The organism is Stieleria maiorica (genome assembly GCF_008035925.1).
In the GTDB taxonomy this organism is placed as follows: domain Bacteria; phylum Planctomycetota; class Planctomycetia; order Pirellulales; family Pirellulaceae; genus Stieleria; species Stieleria maiorica.
The window spans coordinates 8,632,720-8,657,610 of record NZ_CP036264.1; the positions used below are offsets into that span (position 1 = coordinate 8,632,720).

At 61.4% G+C, this 24,891-nt stretch carries 13 protein-coding genes and 2 pseudogenes; 9 read left to right on the forward strand and 6 right to left on the reverse strand.

Annotation, left to right across the window (positions count from 1 at the left end):
- Positions 1-537 precede the first annotated feature (537 nt).
- From Mal15_RS29270 to Mal15_RS29285, 4 genes are all read left to right on the forward strand, one after another.
- Entirely contained in the window at positions 538-1,005 is a 468-nt protein-coding gene (locus tag Mal15_RS29270) for a BlaI/MecI/CopY family transcriptional regulator (protein WP_147870995.1), read from the forward strand.
- A complete protein-coding gene (locus Mal15_RS29275; protein WP_147870996.1) occupies positions 1,002-3,578 on the forward strand; it encodes a M56 family metallopeptidase in 2,577 nt (858 codons plus the stop codon). The genes Mal15_RS29270 and Mal15_RS29275 overlap by 4 nt, the downstream gene beginning before the upstream one ends.
- 213 nt (positions 3,579-3,791) lie before the next feature.
- Complete coding sequence (locus Mal15_RS29280; protein WP_147870997.1) at positions 3,792-5,189, forward strand: DUF1549 domain-containing protein; 1,398 nt, start codon at positions 3,792-3,794, stop codon at positions 5,187-5,189.
- A 171-nt stretch (positions 5,190-5,360) separates the two neighbouring features.
- Complete coding sequence (locus Mal15_RS29285; protein ID WP_147870998.1) at positions 5,361-6,584, forward strand: DUF1501 domain-containing protein; 1,224 nt, start codon at positions 5,361-5,363, stop codon at positions 6,582-6,584.
- A gap of 193 nt (positions 6,585-6,777) precedes the next feature.
- Here Mal15_RS29285 and Mal15_RS29290 read toward each other — a convergent pair whose 3' ends face one another.
- The gene (locus Mal15_RS29290) at positions 6,778-7,827 is read right to left on the reverse strand and encodes a sugar phosphate isomerase/epimerase family protein (RefSeq protein WP_147870999.1); all 1,050 of its coding nucleotides are present in this window, start codon (positions 7,825-7,827) and stop codon (positions 6,778-6,780) included.
- A gap of 175 nt (positions 7,828-8,002) precedes the next feature.
- Between Mal15_RS29290 and Mal15_RS29295 the strand changes: the two genes are divergently transcribed.
- Both Mal15_RS29295 and Mal15_RS34790 read left to right on the forward strand, forming a co-directional pair.
- Entirely contained in the window at positions 8,003-9,025 is a 1,023-nt protein-coding gene (locus Mal15_RS29295; protein WP_147871000.1) for a hypothetical protein, read from the forward strand.
- A gap of 517 nt (positions 9,026-9,542) precedes the next feature.
- A pseudogene (locus Mal15_RS34790) lies at positions 9,543-10,085 on the forward strand (RNA polymerase sigma factor); the annotation flags it as partial.
- Positions 10,086-10,102: 17 nt separating this feature from the next.
- Here the strand turns inward: Mal15_RS34790 and Mal15_RS34795 are convergent.
- The 4 genes and pseudogenes from Mal15_RS34795 to groL (Mal15_RS29320) form a co-directional block, all read right to left on the reverse strand.
- A pseudogene (locus tag Mal15_RS34795) lies at positions 10,103-10,468 on the reverse strand (DnaJ domain-containing protein); the annotation flags it as partial.
- 129 nt (positions 10,469-10,597) lie between these two features.
- Entirely contained in the window at positions 10,598-12,217 is a 1,620-nt protein-coding gene (gene groL / locus Mal15_RS29310; RefSeq protein WP_147871003.1) for a chaperonin GroEL, read from the reverse strand.
- Between the two features lie 131 nt (positions 12,218-12,348).
- The gene (gene groES / locus Mal15_RS29315) at positions 12,349-12,645 is read right to left on the reverse strand and encodes a co-chaperone GroES (protein WP_147871004.1); all 297 of its coding nucleotides are present in this window, start codon (positions 12,643-12,645) and stop codon (positions 12,349-12,351) included.
- A gap of 161 nt (positions 12,646-12,806) precedes the next feature.
- Positions 12,807-14,510: a chaperonin GroEL gene (groL, locus tag Mal15_RS29320; RefSeq protein ID WP_147871005.1), complete on the reverse strand. Its 1,704-nt coding sequence runs from the start codon at positions 14,508-14,510 to the stop codon at positions 12,807-12,809.
- Positions 14,511-15,605: 1,095 nt separating this feature from the next.
- Between groL (Mal15_RS29320) and Mal15_RS29325 the strand changes: the two genes are divergently transcribed.
- Both Mal15_RS29325 and polX read left to right on the forward strand, forming a co-directional pair.
- Positions 15,606-17,465: a hypothetical protein gene (locus Mal15_RS29325; protein ID WP_147871006.1), complete on the forward strand. Its 1,860-nt coding sequence runs from the start codon at positions 15,606-15,608 to the stop codon at positions 17,463-17,465.
- A gap of 252 nt (positions 17,466-17,717) precedes the next feature.
- Positions 17,718-19,436, forward strand: coding sequence for a DNA polymerase/3'-5' exonuclease PolX (polX, locus tag Mal15_RS29330; RefSeq protein WP_147871007.1), 1,719 nt, complete (start codon positions 17,718-17,720; stop codon positions 19,434-19,436).
- Between the two features lie 224 nt (positions 19,437-19,660).
- Here polX and Mal15_RS29335 read toward each other — a convergent pair whose 3' ends face one another.
- On the reverse strand, positions 19,661-20,761 hold the full coding sequence (locus Mal15_RS29335; RefSeq protein ID WP_233903102.1) for a lactonase family protein: 1,101 nt from the start codon (positions 20,759-20,761) through the stop codon (positions 19,661-19,663).
- A 254-nt stretch (positions 20,762-21,015) separates the two neighbouring features.
- On the opposite strand from Mal15_RS29335, the gene Mal15_RS29340 reads away from it, so the two are divergent.
- Positions 21,016-24,705, forward strand: coding sequence for a COG1361 family protein (locus Mal15_RS29340; RefSeq protein ID WP_147871009.1), 3,690 nt, complete (start codon positions 21,016-21,018; stop codon positions 24,703-24,705).
- Positions 24,706-24,891 lie beyond the last annotated feature (186 nt).

A 24,891-nucleotide genomic window follows, 5' to 3' on the forward strand; every position in this document is an offset into this window, starting at 1 on the left:
CTCTCCGGAGGTGCGTTCCCAGGCAGGAGCCTGGGAACGAGGGGGCATTCGCTTGCGATTCGGGCTCGTACTTCTCGTTCCAGGGCTCCGCCTTGGAACGGGATTGGCGGAAGGCTCCGCCTTCGGTTCCCGCGAGGCTGGAGCCTCTCCGGAGGTGCGTTCCCAGGCAGGAGCCTGGGAACGAGGGGGCATTCGCTTGCGCTTCGGGCTCGTACTTCTCGTTCCAGGGCTCCGCCTTGGAACGGGATTGGAGGAAGGCTCCGCCTTCGGTTCCCGCGAGGCAGGAGCCTCTCCGGAAGTGCGTTCCCAGGCAGGAGCCTGGGAACGAGGAGGGGGCTGGTTCACGGGCCGCTCGCTGACGCTTCCCGCTGGCAGGGGCGCGGCGCTTGTTTCTGCGATCGACGATCCTGGATGCCCGCCCCACCTCTCGTGCGAAAATCTCGGCTTCACGCTTGACTTTATGACAGGTGTCGTAAAGAATATGACAGTTGTCGTAAATGAGGTTGCGGTCGTTTTTCTTCTGGCGGTGCTTTGCCGATGAAATCATCGATGCGTCTTTCCAGCGGAGAGCTGGATTTGATGGACTTGCTGTGGCGTGAGGGGCCGTTGACGTTGGCCCAAGCTCATGAGCGTTTCGGCGCCGACGCGGTCGGCTACACCACGATTCAAACCCGATTGAATCGTCTGGTCGACAAAGGATTGGCAACGAAGTCGGGGCGGCCGGCGGAGTACGCCGCGGCGATCGAGCGTGAACAAGCCCAGGCCGGACATCTGGATCAACTGATCTCAAAACTGTCCGGCGGCAGTGTCGTTCCCTTGGTCGCCCAATTGATGCAGGACCGACGGATCAGTCCCGATGAACTCCAAGAACTCAAGCAACTGATTCGCGACGCCGAACAGAGTTCCCCTGCACCGTCGAATGATTCCGCTGAATCCGACGTGTCGCCACCGACCCGTGCGACAAAACGTGGTTCGAAGACGCGTTCGGGAGGAAAACGGCGATGAACACGCTGCTGCATTGTCTGGTCACGGCATCGCTGATGTTAACGATTTCGTGCGGAGTCGCCGCCTTTCTGCTGCGCCGGATCGACAGGATGACGCCACGATTGCGTCAGATCATTCTGTTTGCTGTGTTGCTGCAAGGGCTGATGTTGTTTCGGATGCCCGTGGAGTTGCCATGGTTAGAACCCGATCCGATGTCAGCAACGTCCCTTTCGCCGGTGGCGATACCCGATGTTGCGGTGTCGGTCGGCGACTCGTTGGTCGGACCGCAATTCCAGCCTGAAAGCGGTCGGTCGGACGCGGTAACGGCGGGATCGGGACTTCTGTCAACCGAATCACCGACCAACGATGCGTTTGTCAGTCCTTGGACGGATCTCGTGACGCCGACAGCATTGACGGTTTGGATGTTGGGGATGGTCGCCATCGCCGGACGTGGTGTCACCCGCTACCGGAAACTGTGTCGTCTGGTCGATCAACTTGATCCGGCACCCGCGTCGTGGCAATCCCAGTGGCAGCGGGTTTGTCGGCTTCGTGGTCGAGATGCGCCCGAGATGTTGGTTTCCGGGGCTGCCGGTCCGATGTTGGTTCGTCGGCCGCGCGGATACGCCTTGGTGGTCCCCGCGCCGTATTGGGAATCATTGACGGTCGATCAACGGCGGGGTGTGCTGCTGCATGAACTGGCCCACCTTTGTCGCCATGACGTTTGGCGTCAAGCGATCGCCCGGACCGCCGTCGCGCTGCACTGGTGGAACCCGGCGGCATGGTGGTGCGTGCGCCATTATGAGGAATCCGCCGAATGGGCCTGCGACGAATCGTTGACCCGCGCCGATCCGGCCGCCGCCCAGGGGTTGGCGGCCAGTCTGGTGCAGCTGGTCGAGTTCATCGACCACCCGCCCGCTACTCCGCCACGCATCGCCGGCGGTCTGGGCGTTCAATCGATGGCTGCACCGCCGCTGACCGAGCGAGTCACCCGCTTGTTGAACGCTTCCTCCTCTCCTCCTTCCAGAGATTCCGTCATGAAACGTCTACTCTTGGGACTGATTGCTGCCGGCTTGGTCTTCCTGTCGGCCGTGCAATTCCGTTTGGTCGCTGCGGACAATGATGCGCCTGGCCAGGGTGGTGAGACCTCCGACGGCCGATCGGCATCGTTGCAGGTGTTGTCCTCGGATTCCAAGGATCAGATCCAGACGTTGCGTCGGCGTTTGAATCCGAGCGACAAAGCCTCGTCGCAGCTCGCTCAATTGCTCGACAGCGAATCCGGTCAAGTCGCCTTTGCCGGTGTGATCGATTTGTTGAAAGGCAAGTACCGAGAAACCGCGCGTGCCGAGGCGATCCCGCGGTTTGTCGAAAAACATTTCGACGTCGCCCCCGACGGAACGTTGGCCCTGCGCGGCGACAGTCGGCAGGCGGCTGAATCTTGGGTGCAACAATCCCGACAACTCGGTCAGGTACTCGATTCGATGCAGCGGCGGATGAAGGGCGTCGCCGAGCGGCTGGATGATTCCACCGAAACGAACCAGATGGCGCGCCGCATGCTGACCGACGAACATGTCGGCTATGCGATCATGTTGGACGAATTCGATGGCCGCAGTGATCCGATCGAGTTGTTCCTCGGCAAGGCACTGGAAAAAGTGCTCGTTCGCCGTGGTGACAAGATGGTGGTCATCCCGACGCTCGGTGCCGACGGGCGGCGGCAGATTGAGCGTTTCGAATTGGCGACCAAGGTGTTTGAAAAACTAAAACGTGAACTGCCCGATTTTGCCAGCGAGTTTGCGACGCCGGACGAACGTCACGAACGTCTGGTCGCCAAGTTAGATGATCCCGCGATGGCCGCCGTCGTTGCCTTGCACCTGACAAAGGAGCACACATCGTCGGCGACCGCTGCCGTGGACGACCTGTTCGTCCAACTGGAAAAGATTTCGCGGGACACGGCCGCCGGCCTCGTCATCGAGAATGAAGAAGCCTGGCAAAACCTGGAGGAGTTACTTGAGATGGCCGACCGGGCGGGCAATCGAATCGACGCGGTGCGTGATCGGCTAATCCAGATCGAGAAGGATCTGGACAAGAGCGATCCGCTGACACAACGTTTTGCCACTCAGATCAAATCCGGCGTGATCGCTTTCCAAGTCGCCGTCGATGTGCCGTACGCCGACTTTGATCTGGGCAAGCACGTCGAAGGGATGATTTCTCAGGTCATGGAGCCGGAAGGTGAAAACGGCTTGCGGGTCCGTGACGATGCGGCGGATCAGGTCAACCAACGGGCAGGCGAGCTGCTCACAGCGTGTCGCACCATCCGGCGCTACTTGCGCCGAGTCGATGACATGCGCGATTCGATGGCTGATCGTCAGTTGGCCGAGTCGCTCGAGGGACCGGGCCGGATGCTGCTGTTGACCGAGATTCGCCGACTGGCCGAGCAATCACAGCCCGACACGACGGAGCTGTTGGCGAAAGAGTTTTTCGTTGTCGATGAAGCGACCGGTCAATGGACCGTGCATCCCCAGCGGGCCGAAGTCGTTGGTCAGTTGACTCGCCGGGCGGCGGAGTTGGAGCATGAACTCGCGAAGGACGACTTTTAGGTCCGCTGTCAGGCCTCGTTCCCAGGCTCTGCCTGGGGACGGGATTATTCGGAGGCTCCGCCTCCGTGGTGGCGAGGCGGGAGCCTCGCGAGACATGCGTTCCCAGGCGGGAGCCTGGGAACGAGGGGAAGTGGGATAGGCTTCCAGCCTGTCATTATTCTGGATCGACAGGCTGGAAGCCTATCCCACGGTTGGCATTCAGGTACATTGCAGATGAAAGCTCATCGACTTGCCCACGTCACACTGCTGACCATCGTTTTGGTGATCGGTGGCGTTGCGTCGACGGCAGATGCCACCGACGCGCCGATCGATCAGATCCTGGCCGCCGCTCACCGCGATGCCGGGATCACACCGACCGAACGTTGCGACAACCCGACTTACCTTCGGCGCATCAGTCTGGATCTGCTCGGGCGCGTTCCTACCAGCGACGAACTGGATCGGTTCGAAGCCGCCAACGACCGCGACGGAACGCTTGATCAAATGCTGCGTTCTGAGGAGTTTTCACGGTATTGGTCACAGATTTGGACCACGATTCTGGTCGGGCGCGGCGAGTCGCGACAAGTCGATCGCGAGGCATTGCGACGTTGGTTGCAAACGCAATTGGAACAGCAGACCCCATTGGACCAGATCGCGTTTGACCTGATCTCGGCCGAAGGGGTGACGACACTCGATGGAGGCGTCAACTTTTTGGTGGCCAACCGTGAAGACCCCGTGACGCCTGTGTCGCGAATTTTTTTGGGGGTCCAACTCGATTGTGCGCGTTGCCACGACCATCCCTTCGACCGCTGGACCCAAGCGGACTACACCGCGATGCGTCGGTTCTTTCAATCGATCTCACTGCGAGAAGTCTCCGGGGGCGTTCAGGTCCTTGATTCCGGGGCCCGGATTGATTCGGGACCCCAGAACGATTCGACGGACACGACGCCTCGGTTTTTGACCGGTTCGCGGCCTCGCACGGCGGCGTGGCGACGCGAACTGGCGTTGATGACCGTGCGGTCCAAACCGTTCGCCCGAGCGATGGGCAATCGGGTTTGGCAGTTATTGATCGGCCGTGGCATCGTCGACCCGGTTGATGGTCTCAGCCAAGCCCACCCGCCGAGCGTTCCGGCGCTCCATCAAGCGTTGGCGGACCAGTTGCGGGGCAACGGGTTTGATCTTCGCGGATTGATTCGAACCATCGTGACCAGTGACGCCTATGCCCGCACGGCACCGCGAGCCGATGCGAGGAATCGGGCCGAGTCGATCGAATGGTTTGCTGCGCGAGCGCCGCGCCCTCTGCTGCCCGAACAATTGATCGCTTCGTACGCGACGGTGATGAAACAGGATCCGCCGTCGCCGGTGCTTTTGAACTCACTGGCGGTGGACTTCATCGGGCAATCGGCGGCAGAGGTGGGGGCGACCGATCCGCTGGCGTTGCAACGTACCAGTCAGGGGTTGTTACAGGAACTCGCCGCCGAGACATCGCCACCGAGCGGAGACCTGGATTCCATCTTTCGCTCGACCTTGTCGCGGCCGCCGGATGATTGGGAACGCCAACGTCTGGCGGGCGTGCCAGGAAGCGATTGGCTGTATGTGTTGTTGCACGGAAACGAGTTTGTTTTTAGCCACTAGTGTACTTTATTTGTTCCAAGATTCCGGCTTCGAGCGGGATTGAACGACGGTTCTGCCAGCGAGAGTGGCGAGGCAGGAACCTCGCGGACGGTGCATTCCCAGGCGGGAGCCCGGAAACGAGGGAGATTTGCGTTGTGCTTCCAGCCTGTCGTGGTGTTTACAAGGTGAAACATGTCTGTTCTTAATCCTGTGAATCGTCGCCAGTGGATACGCTGCGGGTCGGCGGCCGGGCTTTCCACGTGGCTGGGGCGTCTGGTTGCGGAGGCAGCGGAGTCGAACCATCCGACTGCACCGTTCCGTCGTTGCATCACGTTGTGGATGCAAGGCGGACCGAGCCAGATGGAGACCTTTGATCCGAAACCGGGGACCGAAACGGGCGGTCCGTTGCAAGCCGTCGCGACCAGCGTACCGGGAATGCGGCTTTGTGAGACGTTGTCCGATTTGGCCAGCTATGCCGACGACTTGTGCCTGATTCGATCGGTCGGTTCGAATCAAGGGGAACATGATCGCGCGTCACACCTACTGCACACCGGGTACGAAAGAATTGATTCCTTTCCGCGACCTGCGCTCGGATCCTACGTTGCGTCCACCCGTCCGGCGAGCGACGTGCCGGGGTTTGTGACGCTGGGCGACTTGGTCTACGGGCCGGCTTTTTTGGGCACCGAGCATGGACCGTTTGTCGTCAATGACTTGGGAAGAACGATCCAGACGATCCGCAGCGTCCAGCGGCGCCGCGATCAGTTGGATTTGTTGACCGAGTGGAATCGGCATTCCGGCTCGGGTCGTGGCACGGCACAACTTCGGCAGCGATCCGAGCAGATCGATTCGGTGCGACGTCTGTTGAAGTCCTCGTTTTCCGACGCGTTGGATGTCTCTGCGGAAAACGCTTCTACCAGGGCCCGATACGGCGACAGTGATTTCGGGCGAAACGTTCTGGCCGCCCGTCGGATGCTGGAATCCGGTGTGCGGTACGTCGAAGTGCAACTGCCAGGTTGGGACACTCACGTGGGGAATGTCCCTGCCGTCAAACGGTTGTGTCAGCAACTGCAACCGGCTTGGATCGCGTTGATCGACGATCTCAAGGCCAACGGGCTGTGGGACGATACGTTGATCTTGTGGATGGGCGAATTCGGACGCACGCCCGTGATCAACGGCCAGAACGGACGTGATCACTATCCCCGAACGATCCCGGTGACGTTGGCCGGGCGTGACATCGGAGGCCGTGTGATCGGGTCGACGGGAAAGGATGGGCAACAGCATGACGAAGCCCCCCGCAGCGTGGCGGACTTGATGTACACGCTGATGCGCTTGTTGGGTGTCGATGCCGATCAAGCCTACACGACGGGTTTTGGTAGCCCGACCAAGGCGACCGACGGTGGGGAGATGATTTTGTAGCACGCTGGTGTGCCGGCTTCGGCCGCCCGTGTCGCTGCTCTGAGTACGACGGCCCTTCCGGGCGGTCGCCCGTCGCTGCGAAGCAGCGACGGGGAGTCCAGTGGACGACGGCCCGGAAGGGCCATCGTACCCAGAAAGCGGTCGCCTAAAGGCTAAACACCAACGTGCGCTGGTGTGCCGACTGTGCGCCGCCTCAGATCCTGCCCAGGATCCGATCCAGCGAATCGGACGTTTGATAGATCAACGCTTCGGGGTAATGCGGGTACGGGTGAAAGTACTCGAACGTCACGTAGCCCTCGTAGTCGATCTTTTCCAGTTCCTCCATCACGGCGGGCCAGTTTGTCGTCCCGTCCAGCAATGGTCGGAAGGTTTCGAGCGAATAATCGGTTCCCTTCTTCGTGAACTCTTTGAAGTGGATGTTCTTGGTCCGCTTGCCCAGGATCGGCACCCAGTGTTCGGCGTGCTGGAACATGGAGATGTTGCCGGTGTCGTAGTGGACTTGGACGGCGTCGCTGCCGAACCCATCGACGAAATCGTTCATCTCCATCGGCGTCATTAGAAAACCATTGAAGAAGATGTTTTCCATGTTCAACGAAACGCCCTTCTTTTCCGCGCCGCTGACCAGCGAGCCGACGGCTTCCCGCGCCAAGGCTTCACATTTGTCGTTGGGCACCGGCGTGTGATCGTCCCGCCAGGGGATGTGCACTGCGCCGGGGACGACCAGCAAGTTCTCCACCTTCATCGTGGCCGCGGCCTCGGCCATCAACCCGGCCAGTTCGATTCCGCGGTTGCGTTTGGCCGCGTCCAAACTGGACAGCGGGTAGGGCCAGAACAGGAACGAGCACAGGCCGCTGATTTCGATCCCGATTTCATCGGCGAGATTGCGGATGCCGACCAGGTCTTTTTGCGAAGCTTTGGGGGAAAGGTCGTTGTCCAGATCATAATTCAGCTCAATCCCGTCGAATCCCGCGTCTTTGGCAAGCTGCATGCACTCCCGCAGCGACATCCGATCGGGATAGGGAAATGCCCATTGGTTGATCGACTTTTTGGCACGATAGCGTTTGGGAGAGGACTTGCGAGCGTCCTTGGTCGGCGCGGCCGGCGGACGGTCGGCATCCTGTGCATTTGTTGATGCTGCCAGTGCCATTCCCGTGGACGCCAGTCCAGCGGCGATCGCATCGCGGCGGCTGACCGTTCGGTTCTGTCCCAGGGGGACGCAACGATTTTGGCTTGTCTTTTCCATCTGTTCTCCCGTTTGTGTATTCGTCTCGGTGGATCCGTTATTGTAGTGGTGCGTTCCGCACCGTCTCTCTCCCCTCCATTTTCCAAACAAGGATTCTAACATGCCCTTCGTCCTCCCATTCAGACGTGCCCTGTCCGCCTGTTGTTTTGGGGTTTTGCTGGCCGCATCGAGTGTCATGGCGGCTTCATCCGGAATGACGTTGGGTCCGGTCGAGCTTCAATCGGTCGGGCCGATGACCTTCGCCACCTCCGGCGTCCTATTGGTCGGTGATCCTAAGGCCGCGACGGTGTACGCGATCGACACCGAAGACGCGGGCGATCGCAGCAGCGGTCCGGCGATTGATGATTTACAAGCCGCGATCAAATCATCGTTGGGCTTGTCCGGCGACGTCGAAATCGGCGAATTGGCGGTCAACCCGGACACCGGAAACGCGTTTCTAAGCATCGTTGCCGGCGGTCAGGTGCACCTGTTGAAAGTCGATGGTCAGAGCGAGATCACGAAAATCAATTTGGACAAGATCCATCACGCCTCCAAGGCATTGCCCAATCCGCCGGAAGACAAAGACGTCACGCGACGCGGACGCACACGCAATGCCCGCGATTCATCGATCACCGACGTCGCCTTTTTCGAAGGCAAGGTCATGGTCACCGGATTGTCTGCCGGCGATTCGCCCTCGCGTGTGATCGAGTTCCCCTACCCGTTTGCCGACAACACGGTGACCACCAGCGTGGATATTTTCCATGCCGCACACGGACGCGTTGAAGATGCGACGATCCAAACCTTCTTGCCGATGGTCGTTGACGGTGAACCTAGCTTGTTGGCCGGATTCACCTGCACGCCACTGGTCCGTTTCCCCGTCAATGCACTTGATGGCTCGGAAAAGGTGCGCGGGACCACCGTTGCCGAACTCGGAAATCGCAATCAACCGTTGGACATGGTGGTCTACGAGAAAGGCGGCAAGACTTCGATCCTGATGAACAACTCGGCCCGCGGCATGATGAAAATCAGCACCGAGGGGATCGGAGAGAATCAGGGGCTGACCGAACCGGTTCGCGGCGGCGGGACCGCAGGGCAACCCTATGAAACGATCGATTCCCTGGCCGGTGTGAAGCAGATGGACAAGTTCGATGCCAGCCACGCCGTCGCCATCGTCGACGTCAAAGGGACCTTGGCCCTGCAAACGATCGAACTGCCGTAAGAGTGTTCGCTCGGTCTTGATCGGCCTTTTCCCACGAGAAGGTCACGCGGATTGCTTCGTAACCCTCCTGCACTCGGGAGGGTTACTTTTTTTAACGTCACCCTCCCGGCAGGCATTGGTATCTACACGAGTCGGTTTTTGCCCAAAGGGCATGCATATCCATAGCCTGGGGCAAGCAAACCGGGCATTTGCGAGGATTGCGCCGCCCCAGGAACCTCATCGCAATGAGGTTAAGTTTGGCCAACGGCCATGCACAACCTTCGCGTTTGACGCGGCATTTGTATATGGCCGTTGGCCAATCCCCCTCGTTCTCGATTGCGGACCTTGGGCGATGCCCAAGGCTATGGGTGTGAACGGCCGTTGGCCGAATGATCGCGATGCGATCTGGAATTCATGCACAAGGATATTCGTGCACCAGAATTCGTGGAGACACCTATGCTGCCAGGAAGGGTGAAGAACGCTGACGACCGACGCCGGTCCGACGCATCGGTCTGCTCGGAGAAGCTACAATGGGCGAATGAATTCGACCCATTTTCGCGACGAACCTTCGACCTCGGCGTCTTTGTTGGCCCGCGCGCGGGACGGTGACGCGGAAGGTTGGAAACAGCTGGCCCAGGTCTACGGGCCGATCGTCTATGGATGGGCGCGGCGGTGTGGTTGCCAGTCCGCGGACGCCGCCGACGTGATGCAAGACACTTTTTCCTCGGTCGCCAAAGCGCTCTCACGGTTCGACGGCGGTCGCGACGGAGCAACCTTTCGCGGCTGGCTTTGGACGATCGCCCGCAACAAGATCCGCGACCGGGCACGGATCGCCGCCGAGGAGCGGGCCGCCGGCGGGACCGCCGCCAACTTGGCCTTGATGCAGATCGCCGATGCCTCGGCGATCGATTTCGAGGATCCACCAACAACCGCCAAAGCGGACTCGTTGGATGCCCGCCGCCGGATGATCGAGCTGTTGCGCCAATGCTTCGACGAGCGGACTTGGCGGATGTTCTGGGAGACCGCCGTGATCGGGCGTCCGCCGCTGGACGTCGCCGAAGAGATGGGCGTTTCGAAATGGGCGGTCTATAAGGCTCGGGCTCCGCGTCGCGACCGCCGCCGTCGACCACCACCGCCGCGTCCGCCGAACAGATCGCCGAACATGCCGCCGCCACCGCCGAACATCTCGCCGAAGGCCTCAAAGATATCCTCGACGTCGTTGAACTGGCTGTGGGCTCCGTCCACGCCGGAGTGTCCGAAACGGTCATACCGAGCGCGTTTATCCGCATCGCTCAGGACTTCATAGGCCTCGGATGCCTCTTTGAACCGTTCGACCGCGTCTTCGGCTTTACTGCTGTCGGGATGGTACTTGATCGCCAGCTTTCGATAGGCACGATCGATCTCGACCTTGGCAGCTCCCCGGTCGACACCAAGGACTTCGTAATAGCATTGCTTTTCGCTCATCATCACTCACGGCATCGGCCGTTGGGGTGGCGACGCCGCCGCGTCGCATGAGGATCGGACATAAAAGCGGGCCGCGTGCCGATGGTTAGGCAGCGACCCGCTGTTGTGAAGACACGTCTCCGGGATCGACTAGGCGATCACGCCTTCGACGGGAAGCTTGTCTTTGTCTTCCTTTTCGAAGTTGGTGACCAACGCTTCGGTCGTCAACAGCAATCCTGCGATGCTGCCGGCGTTCGTCAACGCGGTTCGCACGACTTTGACCGGATCGATGACGCCGGCCTTGTACATGTCGACGTACTCACCGGTATTGGCGTTGTAACCGGTGTTGGTCGGCTTTTGGCTGACCTCGTCGACCACGACGCTGCCGTCGATGCCGCCGTTGTCGGCGATTTGCTTCATCGGGGCGCTGAGTGCGTTGAGCACGATTTCGACACCGATCTTTTCATCGCCCTTGGCTTTCGACTTGGCCGCCTGAACCGCTTCGGTGCAGCGAACCAGTGCGGTTCCACCACCGGGCAGGATGCCTTCTTCGACGGCCGCACGGGTCGCGTGCAAGGCGTCTTCCAAACGAGCCTTGGTTTGCTTCATCTCGGCTTCGGTTTCCGCACCGACGCTGACGACGGCCACACCACCGGCCAACTTGGCCAAACGCTCTTGGTACTTTTCCTTGTCGTAGTCGCTGTCGGTCTGCTCGATTTGAGCGCGAATCTGAGCCACACGCTGATCGATGTCGCTGCGTTTTCCGCCGCCTTCGATGATCGTGGTGCTGCCCTTGTCGACAGTGACGTTCTTGGCGCGACCGAGCTGATCCAGCGTGACGTTTTCCAGCTGAATGCCCAAGTCTTCGCTGATCAGCGTGCCGCCGGTCAGCGTCGCGATGTCACCCAACATCGCCTTGCGACGATCGCCGAATCCGGGTGCCTTGACGGCACACACGTTCAACGTGCCACGCAGCTTGTTGACCACCAACAACGTCAATGCTTCGGCGTCGACGTCTTCGGAAATGATCAGCAGCGGTTGACCGGCTTGAGCGGTTTTTTCCAACAGCGGAACCAGGTCGCGGATGTTGCTGATCTTCTTTTCGTACAGCAGCACCAACGCGTTTTCCAGGTTGGCTTCCATCGTGCCGGGATCGGTGATGAAGTACGGGGAAATGTATCCCTTGTCGAACTGCATCCCGTCGACGTAGTTGACTTCGGTCGTTCGCGACTTGCCTTCCTCGACCGTGATCACGCCGTCTTTCCCGACGCGTTCGAGAGCGTCGGCCAACAGACTGCCGATCTCGTTGTCGTTGTTGGCACTGATCGCGCCGACGTTGGCGACTTCGGCCTTGTCCTGAACCGGACGTCCGATTTCGTGCAGCTGGTCGCAAGCGGCTTGGACGGCACGATCGATCCCGCGGCGGATCGCGGCGGGGTTGCTGCCGGCGACGATGTTGCGGAGACCTTCTTTGAAGATCGCCCGAGCGAGCACGGTTGCGGTGGTCGTGCCGTCACCGGCCAAGTCACTCGTTTTTTGAGCGACTTCGATGACCAGCTTCGCGCCCATGTTTTCGAAGCGGTCTTCGAGTTCGATTTCTTTGGCAACCGTGACACCGTCTTTGGTCACGGTCGGGCCGCCGAACGATTTGTCAATGATGACGTTGCGACCGGTGGGGCCCATCGTCACCGCGACGGCATTGGCGAGTTTGTCAATGCCGGCCAGCATGCGTGCGCGTGCGTGGTCTTCGAATAAGAGTTGTTTTGCCACGAGAGGATTCCTCTATCAATGATAACGAGTGCTGAATGAACGCATCCCAGAACACCTGGACCGGGCCCGCCGCTGCGACCGATGCCACCGCGGGTGCGGGGCAGGGCAGGGCGGGGCGGTCGCCGATGTCCCTACAGGACCTTTGCCAGGATGTCGCTCTCGCGAAGGATCTTCATCTCTTGCCCATCGACTTCGATGTCGCTTCCGCCGTACTTTCCATAGATCACCGTGTCGCCGACGTCGACGCTGAGCGCGCCTCGGCTGCCGCTTTCGAGCAGCTTGCCGGGGCCGACGGCGACGATCGTGCCGCGTTGCGGTTTTTCTTTCGCCGAATCGGGCAGGACGATCCCGCCGGCGGTGGTCGTTTCGGCTTCGACGGGTTGAACAACGACTCGGTCATCGAGCGGACGCAATTTCGGTTTTGCCATGATTGTGTTGTGTTTTCGAAAGGTGATTGAGTTTGAATTGTTTCAGTTGCATTTGGCGGGGCCGCGGAGTGACTCTCGTGCGGCGCCGCCGGAGTGGGGCAGGGCAGAGCAGGGCAGCGGAGTCCACCGCCCGTCGCTACTGTGCCTGCCGCGGGTCCGGGCTACATCATGCCCGGCATGCCGCCCATTCCACCCATACCCGGCATGCCACCCATGCCCGGCATTCCGCCGCCCATGCCGTGGTCGTGGTGATGGTCGCCGCCCCCTTCCTCTTCTTCGACGGGGATCTCGGTGACCAGTGATTCGGTCGTCAGCAACAGCGCCGCGACGCTGGCAGCGTTGGCCAATGAAGTCCGCACGACTTTGGCCGGATCGACGATCCCGGCGGCCAGCAGGTCGCAGTACTTTTCCGCGTTGGCGTCATAGCCTTCGGTCTTGCCCTTGAGCTGCAACACACGGTTGACGACGACGGCACCGTCCAGCCCGGCGTTGTTGGCGATCGCTCGCAGCGGTTGGTCCAACACGTTCCGAACGATGCGAACGCCCAGCGACTCGTCGCCTTCGATCGACTTTTCGAGCTTTTCAACCGCAGCACGGCAACGCAGCAACGTCGTTCCGCCGCCGGGGACGATGCCTTCTTCCAACGCGGCTTGGGTGGCCGCGCGGGCATCGTCGATCAACGCCTTACGCTCTTTCATTTCCGTTTCGGTCGCGGCACCGACGTTGATTTGGGCAACACCGCCGGCCAGCTTGGCCAGACGCTCTTGCAGCTTCTCGCGATCGTAGTCGCTGTCGGTTTGTTCGATCTCACGGCGAATCTGCTCGACGCGGCCGTCGATGTCCGCCTTCTTGCCGGCACCGCCGACCATGGTGGTCGCGTCGCTGGTGATGCGGATCTTTTTGGCCCGTCCCAGGTCCGACAACTTGACGCTTTCCAGGTCGATGCCCAGATCCTTGAAGATGGCCTTGCCGCCGGTCAAGGCTGCGATGTCGCCCAGGATCGCTTTGCGGCGATCGCCGTAGCCGGGTGCCTTGACGGCAGCTGCCGAGATGATGCCGCGCATCTTGTTGACGACCAACGTCGCCAACGCTTCGCCTTCGACGTCTTCGGCGATCACCAGCAACGGTTTCTTTTCCTTGCTGATCGCTTCCAACAGCGGAATCATCTTTTTGTTGTTGCTGATCTTTTCTTCGAACAACAACACGTAGCAATCTTCCAACTCGACCGAGACTTCGTCTTGGTTGGTGACGAAGTGCGGAGACAGGAACCCGCGGTCGAATTGCATCCCCTCGACGACGTCGACGTAGGTCTCATTGCTGCGGCCTTCTTCGACGGTGATCACACCGTTCTTGCCGACCTTGGTGAAGGCGTTGGCCAGCACGTCACCGATCGTCGGGTCGTTGTTCCCGGCGATCGTCGCGACTTGCTTGATCTCACTCTTGCTCTTCTCGTCGACCGGCTTGGCCAGTTTTTGGATTTGGGCCGCGGCGGCTTCCACACCCTTGCTGATCCCGCGCGACAGCGCCATCGGATCGGCGCCGGTGGCGACCATCTTCAACCCTTCGCGGAAGATCGCTTCGGCCAACACGGTCGCCGTCGTTGTGCCGTCACCGGCGACATCGTTGGTCTTGCTGGCGGCCTCTTTGACAAGCTGTGCACCCAAGTTCTCGAAGGGGTCATCCAACTCGATATCTTCGGCGACGGTCACACCGTCTTTGGTCACTTTGGGCGACCCCCAGCCTTTGTCGAGCACCGCGTTTCGGCCGCGTGGACCGAGCGTGCTTTTGACGGCTCGCGCCAATTTACTGACGCCGGCCAACAGTGGCCCGCGGGCGTCGTCGTCGAAAACGATTTGCTTTGCCACGACGTTGTTTCTCCTGTGGTTTACAACGCACCCCGATCAGTCCACTGCCGGGCTCAACCCAGCGACGCGTCTGACGAGATGTTCAATAAGGGGGAAAATGGGTTGGACCGGCGACCGTGTGCGCCGGAGGTGTATTCGTGCATGCGGACCCGCTCTCGTCGCCCCGGTGCAGCCGTTGATGGTGGCTGCCCTTTCGCCGACGGCCCTTTTTGGCAGTCGATGCGAATCGAATCCGGCGACGGAATGACAGTTCCGCTGATTGACCGCCACGGATAGCAACCGGCGTGCCAAGCCGGCATCGACGCAAAAAAAACAGCCCGTCTCTGCCGCCCTTTCCGATCGCAACCGCAATGAATCGCCGCCTGAGAACAAAATTGGGGACCGGACGCGATCTTCCGCAGCGGGGCCGGAGAGATTAACGCTCGTGCCACGTTGGCAGAAGGCCCCAAGCCGAAAAGAACCCCGCGGCGGGAAGCATTCTTTGGGGTGGTGCGTCCGGGCAGGAGGCCTGGGGGAATCGAAAAAGCCCACGGATAGCAGCGCGAACCCACGGATGTAATGCCGCCTAAGATCCGTGGGTTCGCGCTGCCATCCGTGGGCAATCGTCCTCCCCGTAGCTCAAGGCAATCAGAGAAATCCCCCCGAAACCACTAAAACGAACAAAGCGTCCTCATCCCAAAGCCCCCCTTCCACCCCATCATTCTGCCACCCCATCATTCTGCCACCCCATCATTCTGCCCCCATCATTCTGCCCCCATCATTCTGCCCCCATCATTCTGCCCCCATCGTCTTGCCCCCATCGTCTTGCCCCCATCATCCAGCCCCCGGCGACGCACTCCCCTTAAATTGCTGGCAAACTGACAGACGACGAAACTCCCGAAACTGTCTCTGTTCCCCCGCCAGATCCCCAAAACCCGTTACGACCGGCACGGGACGGCCCGAATCGCTTTCCAACTGCCAAGTGAGGCTGTCGAATCGATTGACCAGACCCTATCTGCGGCGTCCACTACTGCGGGAGATTCTGTGGACTTTCCACAACCAAGCTCCCCCCAAAAGAATGCCATCACCCCAAACCGCCGTCCACGGAATCGTCGCATGTCGACCGGCCGATCGAACCTTCGAACCCTTGCCATCACCGCCGCCGCCATCCTGCCGGCGTTCCAATTCGCCAGCTTCGCCGACGCCGGTTGTTTGGATTGGCTGTTCGGACGAACACCGACCTACACCGCCAACTACGGCTATGCAGGAGCGCCCGTCACGGTGACTCCGCTGGGTGCCCCGACGGTGACCTCGGGCGCCTACCAAGCCCAGCGTCCCGGCTATGGCTACACCTCCGTCCAGACCTTCGACAATCCGTCGGTCTACACCGGCATGCCGGCCGGCCAGCAATACGCGCAGCGTCTGCCGATCGTCAATTCCGCCCCGGTCACGCCGAGCGCCCCGATCACGTCCAGCTACGTGCCGACGACGGACGCGTATCGGCTGCCGCTTGCCACCGCCAATCGGGTGCCGATCAGCACGACGCTGCGTGGGACCGCAACCGCCAACCCGATCACCGCGTCACCGGTCTACACGGCCAACTATCCCGGCAACGTCGCGCCGGTCACGTACAACGCCGTACCAACCAATTACGCGCCCTTGGTTCCGGTCAGCCCGCAACCGCCACGCCGCCGATTCGGCTCTGGATTGGCTCGCTTCTTCAACTCGCTGTTGGGACGCGACACGAATTACGTCACGTCCTATTACACGGCGCCGATCACCTATTACCGGCCTGTGTCGACGGTGGATCCGATGACCGGGACGACGGTCACGGTGCAACAACCGTGCAGCTCTTATGTGCAGCAGTTGCAACGCGTGCCGTACAACTCGTCCTTTCCCCTGCAAAGTGGTGCGGCGCCGGTGCAGACCACACCGGACGTCTGCTCAACACCGACGCTAGGAAATACCTACCCGCAATCTTCGTTTCCCCTTGCCGGAACCCCCGGCAGCTTCGCACCGCCAGCCAGCGGCATCGGCCAAGTCGGCGGACAATTCTTACCCGGCGATCCCGGTGTCACGACGATTCCATCAACGATCCCCGATTCCGGATTTTCGAACACGGCTCCACTGACCGGCGGATCGCCGAGCGGTTCCGGCGGTGATCCGTCGGACCAACAATCAGTGCCACAGCCGCGTCTAGAATCCGGCCGCCCCGAACTGAATGGCTCGGCCACCAATGGCTCGTCCGATTCAACGTCCACCGGCAATGGATCCACCGGCAATGGATCTGCCGACAACGGCTACTTCAACAACAACGGAACCGATTCCTACGGCGACGACCTTTATCCCTACGGAAGCTCACCGTCAGAGTCCAGCGGAACCGGCGACGACGACAACCGACCTGCGATCCAGTTGGACCCACCCGTGACGCGACACCAGCCCAACGGGAACCCGGGTGATCGCTTCGGTCAACAGTTCACCGCCCAGACGCCCTCGGCGGTCACGCCGCTATCTCCCCCGGCATCGACGACCGAATCCACAGGGTCGCAATCCTCCGGTTCACAGTGGAGCACCCTGCGACCGATCGGCGTTCCGGCGGGTCCGCCGACGGTGACGCAACCGACAACCGAACCGACGGGCCAGTCGGCGCCGAGTCAGCGCGTCGTTCAACCGCCGAGCACGCAAGAGTTCCAAGCTCCAGAGTTTCGGGCACCGCCGCTGCCGGCGCCCTCCTCGCGTGGTGCCGACCCGTCGGCTCTGTTCCGCAACACCGAAAGCTCCGCCTCCTCGCGGTCCCCCTCCCAACTTGATTCGGCACGCCCGCGCGTCAGCGTCCCCGTCCGCGAGGCGACCACGCGGCACCAAAGCGTCCGTCAAGTCGCCGCCTGGGAAGACGCAGCGACCCCGGCCCCAACCGCACCGCGCCAGCCGACCCCCGTCAAACGCGACAGCGGTGGCTGGCTGCCGGCACGCTAGTCGTTTTGTCGCAGCTTGGTTTTTGATTGGGACAAGTCAGTCGCCGTCCTCTCCGAGGTCGGCGCGGGGCAAAGCTTCGCCTTTTCGCGTCCGCGCCGAGTTCGGAGAACACGGCGACACTCGGCCCCCTTTTCCGCTCGACAAACGCAACCCGAAAACTTGATACTGACGCAGCGCGAGTCGCTATTCAAGTTGATACGCTGCTGACGCGATATCAAATCATCTCCCCTTCAAGCGGAAAGCCACGCCACGATGGACAACGCCACCATCGCCAACGTCTTTGACGAACTCGCCGAGTTGCTGGAGTTCAAGGGCGAAAACCCGTTCCGTATTCGCGCCTACACCCAGGGCGCCAAAGCGATTCGTGATCTGGACGAATCGGTCGCCGACATCGTCGACGATCCCGACCGCAAATTGAGCGACCTGGCGGGCATCGGCAAGACGCTCGCCGAGAAGACCGAAACGCTGCTGAAAACCGGCAAGCTGCCCCAACTGGTAAAGCTCCGCGAGGAAGTCCCGGAGGTGTTGATCCAGATGGCTCGGATCCCGGGTCTGGGAGCCAAGAAGGCCGCCAAGCTGCAAAAGGAATTGGACATCGACTCGTTGGCGGATTTGCGTGCTGCGTGTGTAGCCGGTTCGGTCGCCAAGGTCAAAGGGTTTGGTGCCAAGACGGCTGAGGCGATTTTAGAAGGGTTGGCGATCGCCGAGCAGGCGGCCGAGCGGATCCGTTGGGCCGAAGGCGACGCGTTGGCCCGCGCGATCGGTCGCCATATGGAATCCTGCTCGCACATCGAAACGATGCAGTGGGCCGGCTCGTATCGGCGCGGACGCGAAACGATCGGCGACTTGGATCTGCTGGTCGTCGCCTCCGATCGCGACGCCGCGATGGATCATCTGGAATCCTACGCCGACCGATCGCAAACGATCGGCCGGGGCGACACCAAGATTTCGATCCGTGTCGGCAAAGCGTTCCAAGTCGACATGCGATGTGTCGACGCCAACCAGTTCGGCGCCGCGCTGCAGTACTTCACCGGATCGCAGGCCCACAACGTGCACACACGTCGCATCGCCAAGGACAAGGGGCTGAAGATCAACGAGTACGGTGTGTTCCGGGTCGATGATGAAACTCAGGTCGCCGGCGAAACCGAAGAAGACGTTTACGCGGCGATCGGCCTGCCGTGGATCGCTCCGGAATTGCGCGAGGATCGCAACGAGTTCAAATGGGCCCAGGCGGGCGAGATCCCCGAGTTGATCACGCTGGACGACATCCGCGGCGACTTGCACATGCACACGACGGCCACCGACGGCCAGAACACGATTCGCGAAATGGCCGACGCCGCGATCGAGCGAGGGCTGAAGTACATCGCGATCACCGACCACAGCAAACGCGTGTCGATGGCGATGGGACTCAATGCCGATCGCCTGCGCGAGCAGTGGGCGATGATCGATGAAATCCGCCCCGAGTACGAAGGGAAATTGGTGATCCTGAAAGGCATCGAATGTGACATCCTGGAATCCGGCGGGATGGACTTGCCCGACGACGTTCTGGCCGAAGCCGATTGGGTGCTGGCCAGTGTCCACTATGGACAACGCCAACCGCGCGAGCAGATCACCGAGCGGATTCTCGGCGCGATCGAAAACGAACACGTCGACTGCATCGCTCACCCGACGGGCCGACTGATCAATCGCCGCCCGCCTTATGAAGTCGACATGGATGCGGTGATGAAAGCCGCCGCGGCCAACGGCACGCTGATGGAGCTGAACGCCAACCCGGCCCGCCTGGATTTAAACGACGTGCACCTGGCGGCCGCGAAAAAGCTGGGCATCCCGATCGTGATCAGCACCGACGCCCACACCGTCGACGGCATGGACGTGATGCAATACGGCATCAAACAAGCCCGCCGAGGAGGCCTGACGAAAGCCGACGTCGCCAACACCATGACGTATAAGCAGTTCGAAAAACTGCTGTAGCGGGAAAGGAGCATGGCTTTTTGGGCTGGCAATTAGCCCAGGCGAAATGATGAGAAGAGGCCGTGATCGATAGGACCAATAGGACGCATGGGACCTAGACGTCCTATTGGTCCCATTGCACGATCGTTGCCTCATACTCGAAGGAAGGGCAAAACAATCCCTGCCGGCGACCCTCTCGCCCCATCATTCTGCCCCTAATCATTCTGCCCCCATCATCTTGCCCCCTAAAACAGCACACAAATCGAACTGGGCACGTACACCGCATCCCGCGTGAATTGCAGTTCGCCGGTGTCTTGGTCGACCTTGAAGATTGAAACCGTGTTGGACGCCTGACCGGCAGCGAGCAACCATTTTCCGCTCGGATCCAAATTGAAATTCCGCGGCCATGCCCCGCGAATCGGTTCGACTTCGACCAAGCGTAACTTGCCCGACGAGTCATCCACCGAATAAACGGTGATCGTATCGTTGCCACGATTGGCGGCGTAGACAAACTTGCCGCTGGGGTGCACTCGGATTTCCGACGAACTGTTGAAAACCTCTTTGGCCTTGACCGCTTCGCTGATCGTTTCAATCGTCTGGATCGGCGACATCGTGCCGGCCTGGGCGTCATAGTCGAACACCGTGACCGACAACGCCAATTCGTTCAGCACATAAATCGTCTTTCCGTTGGGATGAAACTTCATGTGACGCGGACCGCCGCCGGGCGGGCAGACCCCGTAGCCGTGCGGCTCAAGCGTGGCGTTCTCCGTATCGATTTTGTAGATCACGACCTTGTCCATCCCCAGATCGGGAACGAACGCGAAGCGATCATCCGGCGAGGTTCCCGACCAGTGGGCGTGGGCGGTTTCTTGGCGACCGGAAATCACACCGGAACCAGCAGGATGCTTTTGCAAATCGGTGCGTTTGATCAGGCTGCCCGAATCATCCAGCGAAAAACACGCGGTCGACCCGGCACCGTACTGTGCCGACAAAACGACTTTACCATCGCGGCTGACCGAGACGTGAGCCGCACCGCCGTCTCCGATCGGCACACTGCTGTCTTTGACCAACGTGGCCTCGCCGCCCCCGCCTTCGATCCTGTAGGCGACGATCGATGGCGTCCCCGCATCGCTGGCGGCGGCATACAGCATTTTTCCGCTCGGGTGCTTGGCCAAGAATCCTGGGCTGCCGATCTCCGCGGCGAGTTCCACATCGGTCAGTTTCCCGTTGTCGGTGTTGAACTTGCCGTGATAAATGCCCTTGCTGGGGCCGTTTCGCGAGGTCGACGTGCCGAACCAAACGTCCACCGTTTCGGCACGCGCGAGGGACGAGAGAGCTGACGTCATGAGGAAACCTGTACACAGCGTGAACAAACCAAACGATCGAGACCAAGAGCGGAGTTTCATGGGGGTGTGATTCAACAGCAAGGATGGGAGGACGGGAATCGAGCGGGATCGGCCTGTGAAACGAAGGCGGCGTGAAACCGCAGCCAATGCGTCAGACAATCCGGCACAACCGTCAAATTCTACTCAATTGTTGCAGCAGCGATTCCGATACCGTGAATGACAAGCTCTCTTTACGCACTTCACGAGATGGACGCATGCTGCGCGGACACGTCAAATCATTCGCTCTTTACTCGCTCGCCACGCTGATGGTTGCCAGCCCCGTCGCTGCGACAAGCCCCGGTGACGCGTCACGTCGAGCGGCTGCCGGCGGCGCTGCTGCCCAACAATCCGCATCGGCCGCCCAGCCCCGACAGGCGACCTCGGGCGTGCAAAACGCTTTGGGCTTGGTGCCGTTTGGGGAAAAAGAACCGATCCGACAAGTTGTCGGCAAGCAGCCGACAGCCCCCAATGTCGACCCCAATCGTAGCTTCTCGCTGCTGCCAAACCTGTTCGGTCGCGGCCAAAGCTCCAGTGGCAACGACACGACATCGCATAACCACACGCCGCGGCGGCCCTCCGATCACCAGACGTCCAATCAAACGGTTCAATCCCAGGGCATCCTGAGCGGCATTTTCGGATCGCGTCCCAGCAGCACCGACCGAGCGAGCCAGCCGACCGCCCCGACGCCCCAAGCGAAAGTCGATTGGCAGGGAATTCCGTATCATCAAGCGAAATCGAAATCACCGGCCAAAGGCCCGACGCCGATTCGCGATCCGCAACCGAATGAAACCCGTCTGGCCGGCCCCTCGCGACTGACCTCGCCCCACACGTCGGCCCCGCTGCCGGCCCCCGAGCCGCGGATGAACCCGGCCATCCCGCAGCCGCCGGCCCTCGCTGCGGCACCGTCAAGCCGACGCATCGAACCGTCAAGCCGACGCATCGAACCGTCAAGCCGACGCACTGCACCGGCTAGCACCGCTCAGCGCAGCACCTCAACATCACGCAGCACCTCAAGCCAAATCCAGCGTGAGGACAACGTCGCGCTGTCCGTCCTGTCCAGCAGCCGGCGGTCGGGCCGCCGCGATGTCCCGACATTGGATGCGTCCGAGATTGCTGCCGCTAAAAATGCCCCCGCCACCCGCGAAGCGATCGTGCCCAAAGTGTCACGTCGCCAGGTCGTTGAGGAATCCAAGATCGCCGATTCCAAAACCGCAGTTGAAGCCTCGATCAGCTCCAGCGATCCGGCCCCCAAGCTGGCTGAGTCCAACGCCAAGCCGACGAAACCGGCCGAAATGGAACCGACCAAGCCGGCCCCGAAACCCGCCAAGACTCCGGCTGCCGATATCGCCATGAATCCGCAACCGAAGGCCCAACCCAAACCGCAGCCCAAAGCGCAACCACAGCCGAAACCCCAACCGGCTGCGGTCGCCGCACTGCCGAAACCCGCCGCAACCGCGGACACGAACCCGACTCAAACGGGCAGCGATGCGGCACTGGCGGAAAGCGCCACGTCAGCCCCGAAGCACACGACCGCACCTGAGGCGAACGCCAAACCGCTACCGGCGCCGGCTGCGCCCGAACCGACCACCGTTGCCGAGACCGCACCGGCTGCCAATGCCCCCGCTGAGCCAGCGCCGACGACAGTCGCGGCGACGGCCCCTGCGCCCGCACCGAAATCGGCCGCACCGATGGCCAACGTCGCGTCATCGCCCACGCCACCATCGGTGCCGCTTTCCCCGATCAACCCGCCGGAACCGAGCGAACCGCAGTTCGTCGCTCCGGAGCTGCCCGCCCCCGCGGCGCCCAAATTGGGACCGACCGGATCGCTCGCCGGACATCGGATCGGGCCGCCGGCATCCTCGTTCCAGCCCCGCCCGCAACCACGTGCCCCGCTGAATCCGGCCAGCACCCCGTTCGGACCGGCGAGCGCCCCGATCGGCTCGGGTGTGGCCACCACTGCACCGGTTACCAACACACCGCCAGCGGCACCGATGGCCCAACCCGCGGCAACGATGCCCCAGCCCGCGGCGCCGATTGCACCCCGCACCTCACCGATGCCCACCGCACCGATCGCCGTCCAACCCTATGTTCCGCCGCATCCGGTTTCACAAAACCCGTATGTGTCCGGCCACGATCCCTACGCGATCCCGCAGCTGGGTGCCCCTGTCGCCCAACCGCCCGCCACGTCCATGGGGGCCACATCACCGATCCCGACCGCACCGTACGCTTCACAGCCGACCATGCCGGTCGTCCCGGAGACTCACGGCCGCCAACCCAACCGAACGCACGCGATCGCTCCCGGCGGAAGCCACTTGGGAACCCCGATGGCATCCACACCGGCAACGCAGATCCCGGCAGTTCCAACGCCGGCGCCCATGACGTCCGATCGACCGATCGCGACGCAACCGGCACCGACGCATTCCGACGGCGCGTTCCAACCATCGCCGCAACCGCGGCCTGTCACCAAACCATCGACGTCCCGTGAGCTGGCCGCCGGTCAGACCGCGGTCGCGTCGGAACTGCCGGGGATACGCGTCGTCACCCACGGCCCGTCCAGCGTGATCATCCGCCAAACACACGAGTTCGAAATCCGTGTGGAGAACCGCGGTGCGATCGACGCCGAAGGATTGATGGTCCGCGCAGTGATCCCGGTTTGGGCGGACATCAAGGGCCACAACGCCAGCCGCGGCTCCGTGGAGCGTCAGGGCTTGGAAGAAGGCGACCGACTGGTTTGGACGCTCGATTCGCTGCCCGCAGGCACGACGGAAAAACTGTTCGTGCGGCTCCAAGCCCAACGCAGCGGGACCCATGGGCTGGACGTCGACTGGACGCTAATCCCCCAAAAAAGCATCGCCAGGATCGAAGTCCGCGAGCCGATGTTGGACCTGTTGATCGAAGGCCCCGAGGAAGTCGTTTACGGCGAATCGCAAACCTACAAGGTACGGGTGCTCAATCCCGGCGATGGCGTCGCACCCAACGTCGTGTTCACCCTGTCGCCGAATTCACCCACGCCGCAGACGCAGCGGATCGGCAACATCCCCAGCGGCAAGGAAGCGCAATTCGAAGTCGAGCTGACCGCTCAAGACCTGGGCGATCTGAAGATCCACGGGCTGGCCTCCGGCGATCTCGGCTTGAAAGCACAGGCCGAAAAGACGATTCGCGTTTCCGCCGCCGAACTGGAAGCCGTCTTGGCCGGTCCGGAAACCAAGTACCAAAACACCGACGCGATGTACCACCTGCAGATCAGCAACAACGGTCAAGCGACCTGCAAGAACGTCGTTGCCAGCCTGGCGCTGCCCTCGGGCGTCCGCTACCAAGGCGGGATCGACGCGGCACAGCAACAGGGCACCAAGTTGACTTGGACGATCCAGTCGCTGCCGCCCGGTGCGTCACGCGATTACGAGTTCAGCTGCACCATGGTTTCGCCCGGCAAGCAAACGTTCGACTTCAACGCTGCCGGCAGTGCGGCCGGCAAGGCAGCGGTCGCCTTGGACACCCGCGTCGAATCGATCGCCGACCTGGTGATGACGCTGCAAGACCCCGCGGCACCGGCACCGGTCGGAACCGAAGTCGTCTACGAAATCGTGATCAAGAACCGCGGCAGCCGGCAAGCCAACGGCGTGCGAGCGATCGCTCAATTCAGCAACGGCATTGAACCGCGTCGGATCGAAGGCCACAGCGGCCAAGTGCTGACCGGACAAGTCCTGCTGGATCCGATCGACAGCATTCGTCCCGGCGAAGAGGTTCGCATCCGCGTGATCGCCGAAGCCGAAAGCGAAGGCCACCACCGGTTCCGCACCGAGATCCGCTCGGGAGAAACCGTCCTGGTCGCCGAAGAAGCGACGCAGTTCCTGAGCAAACAGGCCCAACGCGTCAGCCGACGAAGCTCCAGCAGCAACCGCTGATCGCGATTTCGGCTGATCGCCCTTGGCATCAGCCCAATAACTTTAAATCGAGGTAGTTTTGTCCAGGGGAGGGCCCGAAGGCTGGCGCCAATCGGCTCATAACCAAATAACATCAGCCGTATCGCGCCAGCGTAAGGGCCCCATCAACCTCGGTTTAGCCGTATTGGGCATCAGCCAGCGGGCACT

Bases quoted from the DNA above. Each gene is read 5' to 3' on its own strand.
- Mal15_RS29280 (WP_147870997.1), top strand. From the start codon at position 3,792: ATGAAAGCTCATCGACTTGCCCACGTCACACTGCTGACCATCGTTTTG.
- Mal15_RS29285 (WP_147870998.1), top strand. From the start codon at position 5,361: ATGTCTGTTCTTAATCCTGTGAATCGTCGCCAGTGGATACGCTGCGGG.
- polX (WP_147871007.1), top strand. From the start codon at position 17,718: ATGGACAACGCCACCATCGCCAACGTCTTTGACGAACTCGCCGAGTTG.
- Mal15_RS29335 (WP_233903102.1), bottom strand. From the start codon at position 20,761: ATGACGTCAGCTCTCTCGTCCCTCGCGCGTGCCGAAACGGTGGACGTT.
- Mal15_RS29325 (WP_147871006.1), top strand. From the start codon at position 15,606: ATGTCGACCGGCCGATCGAACCTTCGAACCCTTGCCATCACCGCCGCC.
- Mal15_RS29270 (WP_147870995.1), top strand. From the start codon at position 538: ATGAAATCATCGATGCGTCTTTCCAGCGGAGAGCTGGATTTGATGGAC.
- Mal15_RS29290 (WP_147870999.1), bottom strand. From the start codon at position 7,827: ATGGAAAAGACAAGCCAAAATCGTTGCGTCCCCCTGGGACAGAACCGA.
- groES (WP_147871004.1), bottom strand. From the start codon at position 12,645: ATGGCAAAACCGAAATTGCGTCCGCTCGATGACCGAGTCGTTGTTCAA.
- Mal15_RS29295 (WP_147871000.1), top strand. From the start codon at position 8,003: ATGGCGGCTTCATCCGGAATGACGTTGGGTCCGGTCGAGCTTCAATCG.
- Mal15_RS29340 (WP_147871009.1), top strand. From the start codon at position 21,016: ATGCTGCGCGGACACGTCAAATCATTCGCTCTTTACTCGCTCGCCACG.
- Mal15_RS29275 (WP_147870996.1), top strand. From the start codon at position 1,002: ATGAACACGCTGCTGCATTGTCTGGTCACGGCATCGCTGATGTTAACG.